The sequence below is a fragment of the Falsiroseomonas sp. RANM36 genome (genome assembly GCF_056682175.1).
In genome coordinates, this window is the sequence record NZ_JBWXTD010000003.1 from 47,026 (window position 1) to 48,093 (window position 1,068).

Below are 1,068 nucleotides of genomic sequence, written 5' to 3' on the forward strand. Positions count from 1 at the left end.
GCCCCCCCGCCCGCGCCGGCATCCCCGCCCACGGGCGCCGCGCGCGGCGCCTCACGCCCGCGCAGCTTCACCTGCGCGGGGATGGGCGCCACGGGCGGCGGGATCAGCCAGTTGACCGCGCCGGCCACCACCTCCCGCTGCGGCAGGCTTTCGCGCGGCCCGACCACGATCCGCCGGCGCGGCGCATCCCCCGCCGCCCCATACAGCCGCTCGCCGCCGCCGATGCCGCGGCCCCTGCCCTGCCCCCCCGTGTAGCGGCCGCTGCCGCCATGGGTGCCGAGCACGCGGCCGGCCGCGTCCACGATCTCGCCGGGCTCCGCGGTCTCCGGGCGCAGCTTCGCGACCGTCTCGGCATAGTGGCCGGAGGGGACGAAGCAGATGTCCTGGCTGTCGGGCTTCTGCGCCACCGGCAGGCCGAGGCGGTCCGCCACAGCGCGCACCGCCGCCTTGTCCGGCATGTCGCCGAGCGGGAAGCGCGCGAAACCGAGCTGGTCGCGCGTGGTCAGCGCGAGGAAATAGGACTGGTCGCGCGCGGGATCGGCGGCGCGGTGCAACTCGGGCCCGTCCGCCCCTTCCACGCGGCGGGCGTAATGGCCAGTGGCCAGCGCCTCGCAGCCCAGGTCGCGGGCGAGGTCCACCAGGTCGCGGAACTTCACCGTCTGGTTGCAGCGGATGCAGGGGATCGGCGTCTCGCCGCGGGCGTAGCTGTCGGCGAAATCCTCGATCACCGCGCTGCGGAAGCGCGCCTCGCGGTCCAGCACGTAGTGCGGGATGTCGAGCGCATCGGCGACGCTGCGCGCATCGTGGATGTCCTGCCCGGCGCAGCAGGCGCCCTTCTTCTGCACGGCGGCGCCGTGGTCGTAGAGCTGCAGCGTGGCGCCGATGACCTCGTGGCCCGCTTCCTTCCGCAGCCCGGCGACGACGGAGGAATCCACGCCGCCCGACATGGCAACCAGGACCCTCATCAGGCGTCCCGCCCTGGCATCGGATTCAGGCCTCCGGGGGGGGGGCGCCGCGGCGGCCGCCCCCCACGCGCGGGCGCGGCCCCCCCCCCCCCAGCCCCCCAAA

At 76.0% G+C, this 1,068-nt stretch carries 1 protein-coding gene; it reads right to left on the bottom strand.

Annotated features, from left to right (window positions below):
* A partial coding sequence (gene mnmA / locus AC1MIR_RS05140; protein WP_480027115.1) for a tRNA 2-thiouridine(34) synthase MnmA occupies window positions 1–965 on the bottom strand: 965 nt, incomplete at its 3' end.
* Window positions 966–1,068 lie beyond the last annotated feature (103 nt).